The 14,757-nt window shown below is 46.7% G+C and carries 16 protein-coding genes; 8 read left to right on the top strand and 8 right to left on the bottom strand.

Features of this window, described 5'->3' with window-relative positions; translation table 11 throughout:
* The first annotated feature begins 19 nt into the window (after positions 1–19).
* From CIK93_RS11895 to CIK93_RS11885, 3 genes are read left to right on the top strand one after another with little or no spacing between them, the layout of a single operon-like run.
* Positions 20–649 (top strand): hypothetical protein, encoded by a 630-nt coding sequence (locus CIK93_RS11895; protein WP_254046636.1) that lies wholly within the window; start codon positions 20–22, stop codon positions 647–649.
* 22 nt (positions 650–671) lie between these two features.
* Complete coding sequence (locus tag CIK93_RS11890; protein WP_094447477.1) at positions 672–2,732, top strand: DNA topoisomerase 3; 2,061 nt, start codon at positions 672–674, stop codon at positions 2,730–2,732.
* A gap of 9 nt (positions 2,733–2,741) precedes the next feature.
* Positions 2,742–4,742 (top strand): OmpA family protein, encoded by a 2,001-nt coding sequence (locus CIK93_RS11885; protein ID WP_094447476.1) that lies wholly within the window; start codon positions 2,742–2,744, stop codon positions 4,740–4,742.
* Between the two features lie 184 nt (positions 4,743–4,926).
* Here CIK93_RS11885 and CIK93_RS11880 read toward each other — a convergent pair whose 3' ends face one another.
* From CIK93_RS11880 to CIK93_RS11870, 3 genes are all read right to left on the bottom strand, one after another.
* The gene (locus CIK93_RS11880) at positions 4,927–5,271 is read right to left on the bottom strand and encodes a DUF5056 domain-containing protein (RefSeq protein ID WP_094390652.1); all 345 of its coding nucleotides are present in this window, start codon (positions 5,269–5,271) and stop codon (positions 4,927–4,929) included.
* The gene (locus CIK93_RS11875) at positions 5,258–5,791 is read right to left on the bottom strand and encodes an RNA polymerase sigma factor (RefSeq protein WP_094447475.1); all 534 of its coding nucleotides are present in this window, start codon (positions 5,789–5,791) and stop codon (positions 5,258–5,260) included. Before CIK93_RS11875 ends, CIK93_RS11880 begins: the two co-directional genes overlap by 14 nt.
* 83 nt (positions 5,792–5,874) lie before the next feature.
* On the bottom strand, positions 5,875–6,537 hold the full coding sequence (locus tag CIK93_RS11870) for a DUF6249 domain-containing protein (protein ID WP_094447474.1): 663 nt from the start codon (positions 6,535–6,537) through the stop codon (positions 5,875–5,877).
* Positions 6,538–6,657: 120 nt separating this feature from the next.
* Here CIK93_RS11870 and CIK93_RS11865 point away from each other — a divergent pair, with 120 nt between their 5' ends.
* From CIK93_RS11865 to CIK93_RS11855, 3 genes are read left to right on the top strand one after another with little or no spacing between them, the layout of a single operon-like run.
* Positions 6,658–7,863: a hypothetical protein gene (locus CIK93_RS11865; RefSeq protein ID WP_094447473.1), complete on the top strand. Its 1,206-nt coding sequence runs from the start codon at positions 6,658–6,660 to the stop codon at positions 7,861–7,863.
* Positions 7,838–8,632, top strand: a complete 795-nt coding sequence (locus CIK93_RS11860; RefSeq protein ID WP_094390648.1) for a thymidylate synthase — start codon at positions 7,838–7,840, stop codon at positions 8,630–8,632. The genes CIK93_RS11865 and CIK93_RS11860 overlap by 26 nt, the downstream gene beginning before the upstream one ends.
* Positions 8,629–9,111, top strand: coding sequence for a dihydrofolate reductase (locus CIK93_RS11855; RefSeq protein WP_094447472.1), 483 nt, complete (start codon positions 8,629–8,631; stop codon positions 9,109–9,111). The genes CIK93_RS11860 and CIK93_RS11855 overlap by 4 nt, the downstream gene beginning before the upstream one ends.
* Positions 9,112–9,177: 66 nt before the next feature.
* Here the strand turns inward: CIK93_RS11855 and CIK93_RS11850 are convergent, their stop codons facing one another.
* The 5 genes from CIK93_RS11850 to CIK93_RS11830 all read right to left on the bottom strand — a co-directional run bounded on the left by CIK93_RS11850 (position 9,178) and on the right by CIK93_RS11830 (position 11,960).
* Positions 9,178–9,657 (bottom strand): Lrp/AsnC family transcriptional regulator, encoded by a 480-nt coding sequence (locus CIK93_RS11850; RefSeq protein ID WP_094390646.1) that lies wholly within the window; start codon positions 9,655–9,657, stop codon positions 9,178–9,180.
* Positions 9,658–9,751: 94 nt separating this feature from the next.
* The gene (locus CIK93_RS11845) at positions 9,752–10,231 is read right to left on the bottom strand and encodes a biopolymer transporter ExbD (protein ID WP_094390645.1); all 480 of its coding nucleotides are present in this window, start codon (positions 10,229–10,231) and stop codon (positions 9,752–9,754) included.
* Positions 10,228–10,797: a biopolymer transporter ExbD gene (locus tag CIK93_RS11840; protein ID WP_094440396.1), complete on the bottom strand. Its 570-nt coding sequence runs from the start codon at positions 10,795–10,797 to the stop codon at positions 10,228–10,230. The genes CIK93_RS11845 and CIK93_RS11840 overlap by 4 nt, the downstream gene beginning before the upstream one ends.
* Positions 10,798–10,807: 10 nt before the next feature.
* A complete protein-coding gene (locus tag CIK93_RS11835) occupies positions 10,808–11,191 on the bottom strand; it encodes a hypothetical protein (protein WP_094447471.1) in 384 nt (127 codons plus the stop codon).
* A complete protein-coding gene (locus CIK93_RS11830; RefSeq protein ID WP_094447539.1) occupies positions 11,184–11,960 on the bottom strand; it encodes a MotA/TolQ/ExbB proton channel family protein in 777 nt (258 codons plus the stop codon). Before CIK93_RS11830 ends, CIK93_RS11835 begins: the two co-directional genes overlap by 8 nt.
* 335 nt (positions 11,961–12,295) lie before the next feature.
* On the opposite strand from CIK93_RS11830, the gene CIK93_RS11825 reads away from it, so the two are divergent.
* Positions 12,296–13,198, top strand: a complete 903-nt coding sequence (locus CIK93_RS11825; RefSeq protein WP_094390642.1) for a hypothetical protein — start codon at positions 12,296–12,298, stop codon at positions 13,196–13,198.
* A gap of 27 nt (positions 13,199–13,225) precedes the next feature.
* Positions 13,226–14,728, top strand: a complete 1,503-nt coding sequence (locus CIK93_RS11820; RefSeq protein ID WP_094390641.1) for a TolC family protein — start codon at positions 13,226–13,228, stop codon at positions 14,726–14,728.
* Positions 14,729–14,757: the final 29 nt, after the last annotated feature.

Raw genomic sequence — 14,757 nt, 5'->3', positions numbered from 1 at the left:
GAGATAAAACAAAAACCTGATGAAGATTCAATCAACAAAATACAATCGCCCAATACATCAGATGTGGCACATGATGGCTATGACGGTGATGCTGCTGATGCTGGCTGTTACACCGCCCATCATGGCGCAAGAGGACCAAAGAGCATTGCCCGATTCTACGCTACATCTGCCTGAACTCAACGCTTACGGACAGATGCAGCCCGCTGTGAGTCATTGGCCTGTGGGCTATGTCGGGATGGACAACTGGAAACTGCATAAGGGCATGAACCTCATGCTCGGTGCAAGCGTCTTCACTTCGTTTGGCAAAGGATGGAAAGGTGCAGGCTTCAGCCAGCAGGTCAGCGGCATGTATGCACTGCCAGTGACCGAAAAACTGTCGCTCGCCGTAGGTGGCTACTTCCATAATGCCGATTGGGCAGGCTATAATCTCCGTCAGGCAGGATTCAATGCCGTGCTCGATTACCGTTTCTCACAACGTTGGGAAGGATTCCTCTACGGACAGAAAACCTTGATGGGCAATAAGATTCCTGTGCCCGTCTATGACCATGAACTCGGCGATAGAATAGGGGCTGCCGTTCGCTACCACTTCAATCCATCGACATGGATACAGGTATCGCTCGAAACAGGCCATCGCCCATATTATTATTAATGTAGAAAACAACAACGACAGCATGATAGTCTGTATAGCAGAGAAACCCAGTGTTGCACGCGACATCGCACGCATCATAGGTGCCAACACACCCCATGACGGATATATAGAAGGCAACGGATACCAGGTGACATGGACCTATGGTCACCTCTGTACGTTGAAAGAACCCAACGACTATACGTCCATGTGGAAGTCATGGAATCTCTCATCACTGCCCATGATACCGCCACGCTTCGGTATCAAACTGATAGAACAGGACAGTATCAAGCGCCAATTTGCCGTTATCGAGAAACTGATGAAGCAAGCCGAACGCATCGTCAACTGCGGTGACGCCGGACAAGAGGGAGAACTGATACAGCGATGGGTGATGCAGAAGGCCGGTGCTACCTGTCCGGTCAGCAGATTGTGGATATCGTCGATGACCGATGATGCCATCAGAGAGGGATTTGCCAATCTGAAAGACCAAGCAGACTATCAGCCTCTCTATATGGCTGGACTGTCGAGAGCTATAGGCGACTGGCTGTTGGGAATGAATGCCACGAGACTCTACACCTTGAAATACGGTCAAAACAGACAGGTGCTCTCCATCGGACGCGTACAGACTCCGACGCTGGCACTCATTGTGAACCGACAAAAGGAAATAGAAAACTTCAAACCAGAACCCTATTGGGTGCTCGCCACCATCTATCGCGACACCACTTTCACGGCTACCAAGGGAAAGTTTACCAATGAGGAAGAGGGCAAACAGGCATTCTCTACCATCGAAGGAAAAACCTTCACGGTGACCAGTGTGCAGAAGAAAAACGGTACCGAACAGCCACCCCAACTCTACGACCTCACTTCGTTGCAGGTGGATTGCAATAGAAAATTCGGATTCTCTGCCGAGATGACGCTCAATCTCATACAGGCACTCTACGAGCGGAAATACACCACTTACCCGCGTGTAGATACGCAGTATCTGTCAGACGATATCTATCCCAAGTGTCCTGCTACGCTCAACGGACTCTATCAGACACAGTTCGCCGGTGTGGCACCATACACCGATTTTATCAAACCCATTGGCGGAAAGACGTTGAAAAAGTCGAAAAGGGTGTTCGACAGCTCCAAAGTGACCGACCACCATGCCATCATACCAACAGGAGTGGTGCCACAAAACCTCTCTGACGCAGAACGAAAGGTGTTTGACCTTATAGCCAGACGCTTCATCGGGGTGTTCCTGCCCGACTGTAAATTCTCTACTACAACAGTTACCGGACAGGTAGATGACATCGACTTCAAGGCTACGGGAAAGGAAATACTCGATCCGGGATGGCGTGTGGTAAGGGATACGAAGAAGGAAGTGGTGGATGATGAAGAGAAAAAGCCCGACGACGAAGAGCGCACACTGCCTACTTTTGTCAAAGGTGAAACGGGCGAACATCAGCCAACACTCACAGAGAAATGGACTACACCACCCAACTGGTATAACGAGGCATCGCTCTTGCGTGCCATGGAAACTGCCGGAAAATTTGTGGAAGACGAAACACTCCGTGCTGCCATGAAGGAGAATGGCATTGGCAGACCGTCGAGTCGTGCCAGTATCATCGAGACACTCTTCAAGCGACACTATATCAAACGCGACAGAAAGCGCCTCGTGGCTACGCCTACGGGTATCGAACTGATAGACCTGATACACGAAGAACTGCTGAAAAGTCCGGAACTTACGGGCATTTGGGAGAAGAAACTGCGCGATATAGAACATCAGAAATATGATGCCACTCAGTTTATAGACGAACTGAAACAGCAGGTGACTGACATTGTCAATGAGGTGATGCACGACACTACCAACCGCCGTGTGACCGTATTGACAGATGCTGAACTGAAAAACGTGAAGTCGCCAAAGGCTGAAACAGCATCAAAACCCAAGGCTGCCAAAGCCAAAACCACCAAGGCCAAAGCGAAGCAACAGGCGCTAACTCCCGATGATAGCATCATCGGACAGCCGTGTCCGCTTTGTGGAAAAGGTCATATCGTCAAAGGTAAGACCGCATACGGATGTTCTGACTATCAGCATTGCCAGTGGCGACTGCCCTTCAAAGCATAAAACAAAGCGATGAATACAACTGCGCGCTACCTACCCCTGTTGATGCTCTGCATGCTTCTCATGGCATGTGGTGCCGATCGGGCGCTCAAACAAGGAGACCAGCTGTATGCCACAGGTGACTATTTCGATGCTGCAGCACAGTACCGCAAGGCTTATTCGCAGACATCGCCCAAAGAGCGCACGCAACGTGGACAGATTGCCTTGCGACAGGCGGAATGTTACCGGCGCATCAACTATACCGCAAGAGCCATTACCGCATACCGCAATGCACTGCGTTATAAACAGGGCGATTCTGCCACACGTATGGCTTTGGGACAACAGTTGCTCAAAGTAGGACAATACAAAGAGGCTGCCAAGGTGATGACTGAAATGCTCGATTCGTTTCCGCAAAACAGTATGGCGCAAACGCTCCTGGCGTCTGCCCGTAAGGCTCCGCAATGGAAAAAGGAGGGATCGCGCTATAAAGTGAAACGCGAAGATGTGTTCAATTCGCGACGTTCTGACTATTCGCCGGTATTGGCTGGAGCAGAACACGATCGTCTTTATCTTACTTCTACTCGCAACGAAGCTACTGGCGATGATATCAGTGGCATCACTGGCACTAAGAATGCCGACATCTTCATGGCTCAGAAAGACGAGCAGGGACGATGGTTGAGGCCGCAAGTGATAGATACCGAACTCAATTCCAATGCTGACGAAGGGGCTTGTTGCCTATCGCCAGACGGACTCACCATGTATCTCACCAGTTGTCAGAGCGATGAGCGCTATCCGCGTTTCGCTACTATTGTCACCTCACGCCGTAGCGATGCCACATGGAACAAACCGCAACCGCTTCCTATCACTCGCGATACACTGTCGCTCTATGCCCATCCGGCAGTCAGTCCCGATGGACAATGGCTCTATTTTGTGAGTGACATGCCGGGCGGAATGGGCGGTAAAGACTTGTGGAGAGTGCGTCTGACCGAAGCTGGACTGGGTGGGGTAGAGAATCTTGGAACACCTGTCAATACCTCTGGCGACGAGATGTTTCCTACGTTTCGACCCAATGGCGACCTCTATTTCTCAAGCGATGGACATAAGGGAATGGGAGGACTCGATATCTATATAGCTCATCCGACAGCATCAGGATGGACTATAGTACATCCGGGCTACCCGCTAAACTCCATGGGCGACGATTTTGGAATGACTTTTGAAGGCAATAAAAACCGTGGATTCTTCTCTTCTAACCGTGGTGATGCCCATGGATGGGATCATATCTACAGTTTTGAAAATCCTGAAATCATACAGACGGTCAGGGGATGGGTCTATGAGCGAGAAGGTTATGAACTTCCCCAAGCTGTGGTCTATATGGTGGGAAACGATGGCACTAACCTCCGACTTAGCGTGATGAACAACGGCTCGTTTACACAAACGGTGCGTCCTGGAGTGGATTATGTATTGATGGCATCATGTCCAGGATATCTCAATCATCAGACCGAACTGCATGTGGTGGAAACCGATGAGTCGCAAGAACATGTCTTGCAGTTTCCGTTGGCAAGTATCACGGCTCCGGTGCTGATTGACAATATACATTATGATTTCGATCGTGCCACACTGCGACCAGAGTCAATGGCTGCACTCGACTCGCTGGTAACGCTGCTGAATACCAACCCGCATGTGGCTATCGAACTGAGTGCCCATTGCGACTATAAAGGCAAGGGCGATTATAACAAACGACTGTCGCAAAGGCGGGCTGAAGCTGTGGCGCACTATTTGACAGCACACGGAATCAGTGCCGACAGACTGACGGCTGTGGGTTATGGAAAGGAACAACCAAAGACTATTAAGCACCGTTTGGCGGTGTGTTATCCCTTCTTACAAGAGAATACTGTATTGACGGAAGACTTCATTAAGACACTTACTCCTGAACAACAGGAGATATGCAACCAATTGAATCGCCGCACGGAATTTCGTGTGACCAATACCACCTATGGCATGTTTGATGCCAATGGACAACTCATTCGGAAGTGATTTATACGAATGAAGTGGGGGGAAATGGGGAAATTGGTGGTCGGTCGGTGGTCGATGGAAAAGTTGTTAGCATTACACAAAATGCTGAAAGATAGTAGGTTGCGGTAGTAGGTGGTCGGTGGTAACAAAATGAGTGACTCGCGCACATGCGTATGCGCGAGATATTTAAGGAGAGCTTCAAGGATTATAGATTCTCTTTCACGCAAACATACAGTTCGTAGGCGCCAGCGATGGCGAGTCCAAATATCAACATGCTGATGGTGGGCAACATTTCTATTAGACCTCCGTTCAGTAGTGACTGCGTGAATACTTCTATGTTGGTCTTGGCGATAGTGATGGCATCGCTCATGAGAAGCAATGCTATAGCTATAAGGATACAACCCAATGTCCACACACGATTGAACCAGTTGGCACGATTGGGCAACCGGCGCATGACACGTTCGCTAAAGCCATTGTCTGCAATAGTCTGTTGTGAAGCTTCTATGAAAAATTGTTGCAAGAGTTGTTCGTCTTTTCTATCCATAGCCATTTTGTTTCAGATATTTGGTTAGTTTTTCTTTTCCTCGGAAGAGGATGGATTTTACAGTTCCCTCCTTCATGTCGGTGATCTTGGCTATTTGGTCTATCTTGTAGCCATCGACCAATTGGAGGGTAATGCAGGTGCGTTCGTCGGGCTTGAGCAGTGATAGGGCATGATAGAGATCCATCTGTAGCGATGGATTGCTGTTGCCGTTGGTCATTGGCTCTGCCACGTTGTCAATGTCGGAAGTGGTTTTTCTGCTGCGCACATAATCGTAGAATACATTATAAGCAATGCGTATCAGCCAAGTTTGAAAGGACGACATGGCGCGAAACGAACCGATGTTGCGCCACGCCTTGATAAAGGTGTCTTGTGCCAAATCATCGCTCAACGGTTCGTCGCCAAGCGTCTGATGGAGGAAGAATCGCCGCACAGGTGACTGATAGCGCACCACGAGCTGGTCGAATGCCCGGCGGTTGCCCATCATAGTGACCTGTGTGACGAGTGCAAAATCGGTGAGTGACTGCATTGCTTTATCTGCTTTCTTGTTCCACTTGGATATATGGTTTCTCTACTTGGATGTATTGTTTCGTATGCCTAATCCTATAGATCTTAGTGCTGCGCATGATTGTTATCTTGTGCAGGGTCAAGTGCACTGGCGTTTGTTTCGGGCGCATTGGGCAACGATTTGTCTTTGGTGAGATACACACTGATAATCTTGCCGAGTCCGATGAAGAATACGAGGGCACCGATGCCGAATCCTAATTCGTCCATGATGATGCCGAGGAATATGGACAGTCCGATGCCCAGACAGCATTGGCGTACACCGGGAGCATAGTTGGCATTGCTGTTTTTGGCAGAACGCAACAGGTCGGTGGGAATGGGTTGTCCGTTTTGCGCAGCCAGTTCTGCCAAGCGTATTTTGTCTTTTCGGCTTTGACGGATGAAATAGAAGATGAGGCCGATGATTGATATGGGGGCTAAGACAAAGAGTATGAAACAGACGGTAATGACAAATTTTGCACCGAATCCTTCATCGCCTCCATCGTAGTCGAAACTGGCAAAGGGGGCATTGCTACTATTGTTGTTGTAACTGGTGATGGTATCTGTCGCTGTTGCCGTAGTGTCGGAGTAGGCTTCAATAGCTGTTGCAGCGGAAGATGTGGTATCTACCAACTCTTGCGTACGGGGCGTGTGGCGATGCTTCTGCGCCATAGTTGGCACTGATGTGGTGAGTGTGGCGATAAATGCCAGGGTGAATAGTAACTTTCTCATAGCTGTATTCCTTTTGTTTTTGTTTATTTTCTATTGTTTTTGTTTTATTTTCGATTGTTTGACGTGATAGCTACGCAATAAGTTGCAAAGGTGCAATATTTTTTTTAATTTTGCAAGCAAATGACACAGTTACCCATAGATTTTACCGATATGGCCCGTCGTACGATGGGCGAAGAACGCTTCGATAGCTATCTTAAGGCTTTTGAAACGGATGCTCCTGTGAGTATCAGACTGAATCCGGAAAAGGCAAAAGAACTTACCGCAGATGGTGAACGGGTGCCGTGGTGTCGCAATGCCTATTATTTGCCACAACGCCCCAACTTTACTTACGATCCTTTGCTGCATGCAGGGTGCTACTATGTGCAGGAGGCAGGATCGATGTTTCTCGATACTGTCATGCAGCAATGGGTGCCTGACGCACCCGTAGTGATGATAGATTTCTGTGCTGCTCCTGGTGGAAAGTCGTTGTTGGCACGTACTGCATTGGCTGCAGGCAGTGTGATGTTTTCCAATGAACCGATGCGCAATCGCGCCAATATCTTAGCTGAGAATGTGGAGAAATGGGGATATGCTGACCATTTCGTGACCAACAATTTTCCACGCGACTACCGTCGGGCGAAGATGATAGCAGATGTGGTATTGTGTGATGTGCCCTGTTCTGGCGAAGGCATGTTTCGTAAGGATGAGGCCACCATACGCGAATGGAGTATGCAGAATGTTGAGAAGTGTGCCCGTTTGCAACGTGAAATAGTTGCAGATGCTTGGAGTTGTCTGGCAGATGGTGGATTGTTTATATATAGTACCTGTACATTTAATACTCATGAAGATGAGGAGAATATACAATGGATGATGGATGAACTGGGAGCTGAGGTGCTACCCGTAAAGGTGGATGCTGCATGGAATATCACCGGTTCGCTACTTGATGGATTCTCACAGCCTGTATATCGCTTCATTCCCGGAATCAGCAAAGGCGAAGGACTGTTCCTTTGTGTGTTGCGTAAGGGCGGGGCATGGCAACAAGGACACTCGTTGAAGTCTTTGCGCAAGTCGCAACAGAATCTCAATATCATCTATTGCCCCAAAGCACAACCTGATATGGTAAAGGTGGAGGTGAACTATCAACAGGCTATGGCTTATCTGCGCCACGAGGCCATTACCCTCGGTGCAGATGTACCACGCGGTATGGTTGGTATCTGCTTTGAGGGACATCTGCTCGGACTCGCCAAAAATATAGGTAATCGTGCCAACAATCTATATCCTAAAGAATGGAAAATAAGAACAACCTACATACCTAACGAATATGAAACAATACTTAGACATACTTGACCGCATACTGCGCGAAGGAACCCAAAAAGGAGACCGCACAGGAACGGGTACTATCAGCATCTTTGGAACACAATCGCGCTATAATCTGGAGGATGGATTCCCACTGCTGACAACAAAAAAACTACATCTGAAGAGTATCATCTACGAACTGCTTTGGTTTCTTAAAGGGGACACCAATGTGAAATATCTACAAGATAATGGTGTGCGCATTTGGAACGAGTGGGCTGACGAAAACGGTGAACTCGGACCTGTTTATGGACATCAGTGGCGCTCATGGCCCGATTATAATGGTGGAGTGATTGACCAAATCAGTCAAGTGGTAGATCAACTCAAACACAATCCGGATTCTCGTAGAATGATAGTATCGGCATGGAATGTGGCGGAAGTTAATGAGATGGCATTGCCTCCTTGTCATACGATATTCCAATTTTATGTGGCAGATGGTCGTTTGTCACTTCAATTATATCAGCGTTCGGCAGATACTTTCCTCGGTGTACCTTTCAATATCGCATCGTATGCCCTGCTGTTGCAGATGATGGCACAGGTGACAGGACTCAAACCTGGTGATTTCATCCATACCACAGGTGATACACATCTATATCTTAATCATTTGGATCAGGCGCGTTTGCAACTGACACGTACACCGCGCCCATTGCCTGTGATGAAGATAAACCCTGATGTGAAGAGTATATTCGATTTCCAGTATGAGGATTTTCAACTGGAAGGCTACGATCCATATCCACATATTAAAGCGGAGGTTAGCGTATGACATTGAATATTATAGCTGCTGTGGCGCGTAATCGGGCCATAGGTCTTGAAAACAAATTGCTCTATTGGTTGCCCAATGACTTGAAACGTTTTAAGGCATTGACAACAGGACATACCATTATCATGGGACGTAACACATTCCTTAGTTTGCCGAAAGGGGCACTGCCTAATCGCCGCAATGTTGTGTTGAGTCGTACGGTTAAGGAGATTCCTGGTTGTGATGTTTATGCAACGCTTGATGAGGCACTGGCCAGTTGTCAACCAGATGAACAGGTTTATATTCTTGGTGGTGCAAGTGTTTATGAGCAGGCACTTGACAAAGCTGACCGGTTGTGTCTGACAGAGATTGATGACACGCCACAACAAGCCGATGCCTTCTTTCCTGACTATAGTGATTGGAAAGTAGAAAAGAAAGAAGCGCACGCAAAGGATGATAAACATGCCTTTGCGTACGCTTTTGTGGATTATGTTCGGTCGTAATCCGAGTTTATTGATATATCGTTCCGATAGACCGAATGTATCGGCTACTATCGGAATGATTTGTTTTTAATCTTGCTCCTCGGTGAAATCAACTACAGGAAGTTGTCTGTCAAAGACTGTGTTGAAAGAAATCAGAGTTTCTGATGAGGCCAATCCCAACGGCTGCAGTTTGTCATGGATGATGTTGAGCAGATGATGGTTGTTCTTGGCGTAAATCTTGATGAACATATCAAAATTACCCGTGGTGTAGTGACATTCTGTTACTTCTGGAATCTTCTGAAGTTCGACCATTACATCGTCAAATTTCTCAGGATTTCTCAGGTTGAGTCCGATATAGGCGCAAGTTTCATATCCTATCTTTTCTGGATTGATGATAAACTGTGAACCTTTGAGTACCCCCATGCTGGTGAGCTTCTGAATGCGCTGGTGAATGGCAGCGCCACTCACATCACAGGCTCGGGCCACTTCAAGGAATGGTACACGTGCGTCTTCTGCGATCATTCGCAATATCTGTTTATCCAAATTGTCGAGTTTTTGTATTGCCATTTTTCTACTTTTTACTATTTGTATGCAAAGTTATGAAAAAATAGCGACAGTTGCAATAATTTATAGTATTTTTGTGCGTTTTTCCTTTAGATTATTACTCATTGCCTGTTTCGTCGGTGCGATTTGTGGCTGCATAGTTGATTCTGAGTGCACCAGCTTGGCGCAATGCTTGCTTAACATCGCTGATAAGTCCCATGTCGGTTTGGCTATCTGCAAGAATACTGACCACCATGTGTTGGCGGTCCTCTGACGACATGTGGTCGCGCTCTGTGGCAATGGCTTTCGGCAGTTGATCTATGGTTACACTCTTGCTATTAACCTGTATGCGGGTCTCATTATTGTTGCTGTTTCCTTGACTATCGGTGGGATGGCCGATATATACGTGGATGACACTGCCTCGATGCTCAGTTTTTTCCAGTTCGGTGCCTTGAGGCACAGTGAAGCGAACTCTGATATTGTCCTCACGCATGTGGGTGACTATCATGAAAAAGAACAATACGGTGAAAACCAAATCGGGCATGGATGCAAGGTTGAGACCTGGCATCTCGCGTTTATGACGGCGGAAACGACTCATGGGCGACCTCCTTTCTCTGTTGCTGACGTTGCTTTTGGTGAAGTAGGTATCGTGATATTATCGGTTACTGCTTCACTGATGCGCAGGGGATAACGCTGGGTGATGATATTACGCTGTTGGTCGTTGCACTGAGTGAAATGTATGCCGAATTGCTTTTGTGCCATTGTTTCACGTAAGGTATGGAATGCTGCCACAATGGTGTTCTGCATGTTGAAATAGGCATCGTATGATGTGCGACGATCTGTGGTTACCTCTATCATGAAACGTTGGCTCTGTCTGCTTGCCAAAAAGGATTCTACTTCGTGTTGCAGTTGTTCGTCAGCTACTGTTTGTCCGTCAATCCACAGTGCATCGTTTGCATCAAGATGAATTTGGAGTACATTACTGCGATTGATGTCGGTGGTGGCTGATTGCTCTGACTTAGTTGGTGGCAGTTGGCGCGAGAGACCTTTGTCGCTGTTCATCGATGATGTCATGAGAAAGAACACCAGCAACATGAAAGAAATATCGGCGGTGGACGTGGTGTTCAGTGGTGGAACTTCATGGTGATGACGACGGATGAACATAGACGGCAAATTATTTTTTCTGATGGATACGACGGTTTATGCCAGACAGACCATAGGCAACGAAACATGCTGCCACAACCATCATGATCAAGGATACTGTGATGAGACCATCGGTGGTCTTTAGCCAAAAACGGTCTGTGTAGCTAATGCCGTTGATGATTATGGGAGTAGAAGATCCAGCAAGACAGGCAATGGTCAGAAAGAGCAGGGTGGTGATAGCAACTCCATAAGCAATTTTTCGGCTGGGTACTCGGTTGCTTTCAGCAATGCTATCTGTGCGGTTGCGCAACGAGCGCACTACTGACCATACCATGACTATTGCCACGATGATTATTGTGGCATAAATGAACCACAATATGACTTCTGCCAGTAGGTAATCACCAATATTAGTCATGCTGCTGCTTGTATTTAGATAAAGCATCTATCAAGCTGATGGCACTTTCCTCCATCTGCGAAGTGAGATGTTCTATCTTGGAGAGTATATAGTTGTAGAAGAATTGCAGAATGAGTGCTACTATAATACCGAAGATGGTGGTGATAAGTGCCACTTTCATGCCTTCTGCAACAATGGTTGGACTGATGTCGCCTGCCGTTTGGATGCGGTCGAATGCTATTACCATGCCTATTACGGTTCCGAGAAATCCCAAAGACGGTGCGGCGGCGATAAAGAACTTAATCCACGAACACCCCTTTTCCATATTGCTAATCTGTACAGAACCGTAATTGGTGAGCTGACGGTCTATCTGGTCGAGTGGTTCTTTCTGATGGAGTAATCCTTGATAGCAGATGCTTGCCACAGGACCACGTGTCTCGCGACAGAGAGTCTTGGCACCTTCTACATCATTGGCTGTTAACCGCTCATCAATGTCTTTCAATAGCTTTTTCGCATTGATTTCTGATAGGGTGAGGTAGAGTATGCGCTCGATGCAGAAAGCCAGTCCTGCAATGAGCGCTAATGCTACGAGTGACATGAAACCTGCTGAGCCCTCAATAAATTTCTGTTTTAGCATCTTGTGGAGACCACCACCTCCTTGAGCGGTAGGGTCCATAGCGTTTAAGTCGGCATCGATGACAGCCATTGCAGAATCGTTATCGATGGTGTCGCTCACGGTAGCGGCAACAGAATCGTTGTGGGTAGTATGCTGGGCAAATGCCTGTTGCATGACGAAAGTGAAGGCAAATACAGCCAGAACTATCGTCCATTTACGTCTTATGTTACGTTGATACATCTTTCTTGTTTCTCTTTTTCGGCGACAAAGTTACAATTAACTAGTCGGAAAACAAAAGAAATCCCGATTTTTCTTCTGACTATATACTTGAATTTAATAGATTGACGATACAGAGTTCAAAGAAATGCTAAAATTGTTCTTTTTTTCCGTAATATTATTAAAAATAAACGGATTGCATTGTGGATAGGCCGATTTTCCTTTGTCGTTTCGTAGAAAATCCTTAATTTTGCATGTCATACAGAAGAATTTTATCATTTAAATAGCATAACATGAACAAGAAAGTTGTAAATACTGTGGTGGTCATCGTCATCTTATTGCTTATCGGTGGCGTGGCATATCTCGCCATCAGTTTGAATCAAGAGAAACAAGCCAACAAGGATATGCAGGAATTGGCGGCTCTCGACAAAAAGGAAATGGAAAACGAATATCAGCAGTTCGCCGACCAATATAATGAAATGAAAACGCGTATCAATAATGACTCTATCGTAGAACAATTGACTCGCGAACAGGAACGCACCCAACAACTTCTTGCTGAACTGAAGAAGACAAAATCTGATGATGCCGCAGAGATTACACGCTTGAAAAAGGAACTCGCGCAGGTGCGTAACATTTTGCGTAGCTATGTGCTACAGATTGACTCACTCAACCAACTCAATGCAGAGCTGATGAATGAAAATAATCGCGTGCGTGGAGAACTTGCACAGTCTAATCAGCAGAATATGGCATTGGCTTCTGATAATATGTCGCTCTCTGAAAAGGTTGCCGTTGCTGCCCAACTGAATGCAGCTAATATAGATATTGTGATGCTTTATAAGAAAGCTTTTTCATCAAGTTCTCGGGATCGTGTTAAACATCCTCATAAAATTGGTGGATCTACCCAAATGAAGGTGCGTTTTGTCTTGACACGCAATGTGACCGCTCAGAATGGTATGCGTACTATTTATGTTAGAGTACTGACACCTGCGGGTAATGTATTGGGAGCTGGTGAACGCTGCAACTTTGAAGGACAGCAGATTGCATGCACTGCAAGAAAAGATGTGGAATATACTGGTGAAGAAAAGCTTATAGAAGTATATGCTCCGAAAACTACACTCACACCCGGTTCTTATCGTGTGCAGGTTATTGCTGATGGACATGAGATTGGTACACGTACCATCGAACTTGAGAAATAATAGCAGATAGACCTTTTTATATTATTTATGAAACGTATTACAGGATATCTATTAGCTACTTGCGTGGCTTTGCCTGTCGGAGCACAAACGACGCTCACCTTAGACAGTTGCAGAGCTTTGGCACTCAGCAACAATAAACAGTTGGCTGTGGCACATGTCAAACAAGACATAGCTGCCAATATGCGCAAGTCTGCCCGTACGAAATATCTGCCACGTGTCAGTGCCTTGGCAGGTTATGAATACACAAGCCGCGAAATATCACTTCTCAGTGATGATCAGAAGAAAACTCTTGGTAATATGGGTACCAATGCGACAGCAGGAATTGGCGGAAAGGCTAACGAGTTGTTGCAGGCTGTACCACAAGGTGTATGGCAACAACTTGGACAGTTGGGATTCACTCCTGAGGGAATCCAACAACAACTTACTGCAGGTATAGGAAGTTTGGCAGGATCGCTCAACCAAGTGGGCGCTGGTATTGTAGATGCTTTCCATACCGATACTCGGAGCATGTGGGCTGGAGCCATCATGGTGACACAACCTGTTTATATGGGTGGTGCTATTACCGCTATGAACCGTATGGCTGATATTGGTGAGCAGTTGGCTGCCAATAGTGCGCATGCTCAACGACAACTCACACTCTATAGCATTGATCAAGCCTACTGGCAGGTTGTTTCGCTCCGCCATAAGCAGAAATTGGCCCAGAGCTATCTCGACCTCGTCAAAAAGCTTGATGGTGATGTACAGAAGATGATAGAAGAAGGTGTGGCTACTCGCTCCGAAGGACTTAGCGTTAGTGTGAAAGTCAATGAAGCAGAGATGACCCTTTCGAAAGTCAATGACGGATTGACACTGGCAAAGATGTATCTTTCCCAGTTGTGTGGACTGCCGATGAATGGAAGTGTTACACTCGCTGATGAGGAAAGTGAGAATATTGCTCAGAACACCTCTTGTGCAAAAGCCGATGTTGCTGTCGCTTTTGAACAGCGTCCGGAAATTCGCATGTTGCGCAATACCCTTGATATGACACAACAATCTGTCAAACTCCTAAAGGCTGGCAACCTGCCTCAGGTGGCTATAGTTGGTGGATATGCTGTTAGCAACCCTAATCTCTTCAATGGTTTCGAACGCAAATTTGGGGGAGTGTGGAATGTTGGTGTGTTGGTACGAGTTCCTGTATGGAATTGGGGAGATGTGACCTATAAGGTGCGTGCTGCTAAGGGCGCATCTGCTATTGCCTCGCTCGAACTCGAAGAAGTGAAAGAGAAAATCGAACTGCAGGTTAGCCAAAGTTCATTCCGACTCAATGAGGCAAGCAAGAAACTTCAACTGGCTATGGCAAGTACGCGCAAGGCGGAAGAAAACCTTCGTACTGCAAATCTCGGATTTCGTGAAGGTGTCATCCAATCCACTACAGTGATGGAGGCACAGACTGCTTGGCTTCAGGCGCAGTCTCAGAAGATTGATGCAGAGATTGATGTGCGCCTCAGTCAAACCAATATGCAGAAAGCACTTGGTACATTGGAAAATTAAGAGAGAATAAACGATACAATAAAGATAGA

Origin of the sequence: Prevotella sp. P3-92 (genome assembly GCF_002251205.1) — a bacterium.
In the GTDB taxonomy this organism is placed as follows: Bacteria; Bacteroidota; Bacteroidia; order Bacteroidales; family Bacteroidaceae; genus Prevotella.
The sequence above is the reverse complement of the archived record's forward strand: the minus strand, read 5'-3'. Positions and strand labels throughout refer to the sequence as shown.

Excerpts from the sequence above, each read along its gene's own strand:
- CIK93_RS11895 (WP_254046636.1), top strand. The coding sequence starts at position 20 with ATGAAGATTCAATCAACAAAATACAATCGCCCAATACATCAGATGTGG.
- CIK93_RS11890 (WP_094447477.1), top strand. The coding sequence starts at position 672 with ATGATAGTCTGTATAGCAGAGAAACCCAGTGTTGCACGCGACATCGCA.
- CIK93_RS11885 (WP_094447476.1), top strand. The coding sequence starts at position 2,742 with ATGAATACAACTGCGCGCTACCTACCCCTGTTGATGCTCTGCATGCTT.
- CIK93_RS11880 (WP_094390652.1), bottom strand. The coding sequence starts at position 5,271 with ATGGCTATGGATAGAAAAGACGAACAACTCTTGCAACAATTTTTCATA.
- CIK93_RS11875 (WP_094447475.1), bottom strand. The coding sequence starts at position 5,791 with ATGCAGTCACTCACCGATTTTGCACTCGTCACACAGGTCACTATGATG.
- CIK93_RS11870 (WP_094447474.1), bottom strand. The coding sequence starts at position 6,537 with ATGAGAAAGTTACTATTCACCCTGGCATTTATCGCCACACTCACCACA.
- CIK93_RS11865 (WP_094447473.1), top strand. The coding sequence starts at position 6,658 with ATGACACAGTTACCCATAGATTTTACCGATATGGCCCGTCGTACGATG.
- CIK93_RS11860 (WP_094390648.1), top strand. The coding sequence starts at position 7,838 with ATGAAACAATACTTAGACATACTTGACCGCATACTGCGCGAAGGAACC.
- CIK93_RS11855 (WP_094447472.1), top strand. The coding sequence starts at position 8,629 with ATGACATTGAATATTATAGCTGCTGTGGCGCGTAATCGGGCCATAGGT.
- CIK93_RS11850 (WP_094390646.1), bottom strand. The coding sequence starts at position 9,657 with ATGGCAATACAAAAACTCGACAATTTGGATAAACAGATATTGCGAATG.
- CIK93_RS11845 (WP_094390645.1), bottom strand. The coding sequence starts at position 10,231 with ATGAGTCGTTTCCGCCGTCATAAACGCGAGATGCCAGGTCTCAACCTT.
- CIK93_RS11840 (WP_094440396.1), bottom strand. The coding sequence starts at position 10,797 with ATGTTCATCCGTCGTCATCACCATGAAGTTCCACCACTGAACACCACG.
- CIK93_RS11835 (WP_094447471.1), bottom strand. The coding sequence starts at position 11,191 with ATGACTAATATTGGTGATTACCTACTGGCAGAAGTCATATTGTGGTTC.
- CIK93_RS11830 (WP_094447539.1), bottom strand. The coding sequence starts at position 11,960 with ATGCAACAGGCATTTGCCCAGCATACTACCCACAACGATTCTGTTGCC.
- CIK93_RS11825 (WP_094390642.1), top strand. The coding sequence starts at position 12,296 with ATGAACAAGAAAGTTGTAAATACTGTGGTGGTCATCGTCATCTTATTG.
- CIK93_RS11820 (WP_094390641.1), top strand. The coding sequence starts at position 13,226 with ATGAAACGTATTACAGGATATCTATTAGCTACTTGCGTGGCTTTGCCT.